Source organism: Nocardia sp. NPDC004711, from assembly GCF_053601595.1.
The window spans coordinates 1-3,301 of the sequence record NZ_JBSGCB010000153.1 but is presented as its reverse complement, the minus strand read 5'-3'; the positions used below and the strand labels follow the sequence as shown (position 1 = coordinate 3,301).

Here is a 3,301-nt window from a genome sequence, read left to right as displayed (position 1 = left end):
TGGATCATCGGCCTGCTCTCGGTGACTGTTCGACGACATGATGTCCCCCTCCATAGTCGTTTCACCACATGCTACCCGGAGTTACCCGTGCAGAGCAGCACGCATTGCGGCAAAGGCCAAGCCGGGCTGGAGGTTCGAGGACGTTGCGGTGGGCCGGAGTCACGGCGAGGGCCACCCGCCTACTGTATGCGCCGATGCCTTGCGCAAGGCAATCCAAATGTCCTGTTTTGCCGCATACCACGCTGACCGAACCGGCCAGCGCTGGGCATCGGAAGATCAACTGGCCGTGGCGATCCGACGCCGGCGGAACGTCCGCTACTGGCTCCCCTTTATGTCAAGAGGCGGTTTGTAGTTCGTTAGGCTGGGTGGTGGTGAGTCCGGGTTGTGGCTTGTCCGAAGGATCGGTGTTCGGGGTAGAGCCGGTCGCGCTGGAGGGGCCGATGCCGTGCAGGTCCATCAGGGTCGACCCGCGCGCGATCACCAGTTGTTTGAGTTCTTTGTCCGCGGCTTTGGTGTTCCGGTCGACGACCTCGAGATCGTCGATCAACTCTGTCACCAGCCGCAGCCGGACTGCGGCCGCGGCATCGCCCGGTTCGACAGCTTCGGCCAGGGCGCGGGCCTGCATCGCCGACAGGAACCTCTTGGCGCCACCAGGTATCAACTCCAACAGCAGCCGGTGGATCCGGTTCAGCAGTTCGGTGCGGGCACGACCGAGCTCGTCACGACGATCGACCAGCAGACCCAACGCGACCAGCTCCGGATCCGCCTGTACACGACGCAGATTTGGTGACCGCAACGCTGCCAGCGCGACAGAATGCGCATCGACCGGGTCGGTTGTGCGGCCGTTGCCGGTGGCGAACGCCCGCACCTGCGCCGACAGTTTCGCGGGCACGTCGATGACGGTCTCCTCGTCGGCGATCAGCCGGTGCGCCACGTGCCGGCCGACAGCGTTGCATCCCTCGATCACCCACGCACGCTGCGGGAATTGTTGTGCGGCGGTCCGCATTTCGTCGTATCCGGTGGTATCGGTGCCGTAACGGCCGGTAGCGAGGATCGTCGCGTTCGAATCGATGATTTCGATGGTGGCCGAGCGTTTGTGCGGGTCCATTCCGATGATGACCGGCATCGGTATCCTTCCAGATCGACGGAGGGGTATCCGTGCGAGAAGGCACCGCTACTTCGAGCCGGAGCAGACCCCTTTCCAGCCACATCCGCACGGTAACCCGTTGGGAAGCAAGGCCATTAGCGAGCCACGCCGATACTGCTGGCGGGCAGCCGATTAGAGAGCTTCCCACCGGGTACCTGGGACTCTCCCTGGCCGGGATCAAGTCCTACCACCAGTCTTAAGTAGCCGATTACAGGAAGATCATCGGAGGTAGTCCGTTGCCGTACATGGGTGTCGACCAGCGATCGAGGCAGGCATAGTCGAAGTTCGGGGGCCCAGCATTGAGTTTGACCTCGCCGCTCCAGCTTTCGTCGTCGGAGGTCCGGCGCGTGAACGCCGCATGGTGTTCCGTTGCAACCCCGTCCAGTATGTCTCCGTGGCCACGCCGGGTCCCGCCCGCTACTGATGTGGGTAGAGGCCATCGGGCGGACGCGGAGTTCAGTGGCAGGCGGGATCAGAGACCCAGCAGCTCCGGTCTCTTCGCGACCGCGCGGTATTGCGCCGCCGGGTCGGCGACCAGCCGCCGCTCGGCCAGGTCAAGGATGCCACCGACATTCGACACCTTCGCCACCATGGTCCCGTCGAGTTTGGTGAACAGTTGCTGAATCCGAAACGATTTGCCGGTGCCCCAAAGGAATTCGCACGCGATCTCGACTTCGTCGCCCGCGAGGAGCTCGTTGTGATATCCGATCGTCGTCTCCAGAATCACCGGGCCGACACCCTGCGCGAGGAGATCACTCTGGGCGATGCCAGCCTCCTGCAGCAGCGACCAGCAAGCGTGTTCGGCGTACTGCAGATAGATAGTGCCGTTCAGATGTCCTTGGCTGTCGGTCTCATATCCACGCACGACGATTCGAACTGTGAACGTAGTCATCTCATACTCCTTCGGGTTGGTGAATACGAGCTGACCTTGCATCCGAGCTTGCGTGGGCATCGGCAACAGCTCGCAGGGCGGTGTTGGCGACCAGCGCGACGATTGCTGCACCGAGCACGGCGGCACTGCGTCATCGCCTGGCGCCGTGGGTTGCGCGAGAACCCTTGTGAATCTGCTGTTTCTGAATTTGTCCACCCGCTTGCAACGAGGAACGGCATGACGGCGACGGCTGGCGATACAAGCCCGTACCAGAAGGTCTGCTCCCGTCGTCCAGATTCGCTATGTGCGCGAAGCTGGTCGGAGTTTGGTCCGCGCCTGGATCGACGGTGGCGGGTTTGATGAAATCGAGGGTGAGACGGCACCCAGCCGACTCGATCGGGCAGTGCCTTTCCAGCTCCCAGGCCGTGAGGGCGGTCAGGGCTTTAGCCGCCGATCGAGCCGGGTCTCCACGGTCCTTGTGCCGCCTCGAGTGCGACGAACCCATCGCCGACAGATTCGAAGAACCCGGTCGACAGCTCAACGGCATTCGACATCTCACACGCCCCCTGTTGCGTTCTGTATCACTACGATACGGATCGACATACTAGAACATGTTCCAATACTCCGCTGCGATGGCAGCTCAAATGCACTGCAACACAGCAAAATCCGGATACACGCAGTGCCTCCTTGGGTGGTCACGGAGGCGATCCCCCCACCATCTGTGGACACCGCCACGTCCATCTGCACCGCGCCGAAAACGCACTGTTTTGCCGCATCCCGCGCTGACCGAACCGGCCAGCGCCGGGGCATCGGAAGATCGACTGGCCCCGGGCATCTCGGGCGGCTGACCAACCGCTGGCAGTGCATGGTGATGGCACCCCTGCCTATCTCGTTCGGGTTCGGCACGGTCGACCCCTGTGCATCCCCTGGACGGTGCGGATTCGCGATGGCGGAACGTCCACTGGAGTTCGGGGGCGAAAACGACCGGAACCCCGAGCATCATCAGTACTCGAGGTAATGGGCCAGTAGTCCGGTCAGGGCTTCGTCGACGGTGTTGCCGGGTCCGCCGCGCAGGACCGTGTTGTGGGCGCTGGTCGAACTGTGTTCGTCACTGCGTGTGTGTGGTGATTGCGGACCTGGTCGGTCCGGTGGGCGGGCCGAAGGCCGCGCGCAGCACCGTGCGCATGTTGTGTGCTCGGCCGATGTCGGTGAGCATGGCGAGGAATTCGTGGAAGTTCGTGGTGATCGGGTTGAACGTTGCGATGTTGCTGGTCAGTCCGTAG

General features: G+C 62.9%; 2 protein-coding genes. Both read right to left on the bottom strand.

Annotation, left to right across the window (positions count from 1 at the left end):
• Positions 1-334: 334 nt before the first annotated feature.
• Positions 335-1,126: an IS110 family transposase gene (locus ACWEKS_RS48965; RefSeq protein ID WP_452346548.1), complete on the bottom strand. Its 792-nt coding sequence runs from the start codon at positions 1,124-1,126 to the stop codon at positions 335-337.
• A 493-nt stretch (positions 1,127-1,619) separates the two neighbouring features.
• Positions 1,620-2,081 carry an acyl-CoA thioesterase gene (locus tag ACWEKS_RS48960; RefSeq protein WP_452346547.1) on the bottom strand — a complete coding sequence of 154 codons (462 nt, stop codon included), beginning with the start codon at positions 2,079-2,081 and terminating at the stop codon, positions 1,620-1,622.
• Positions 2,082-3,301: the final 1,220 nt, after the last annotated feature.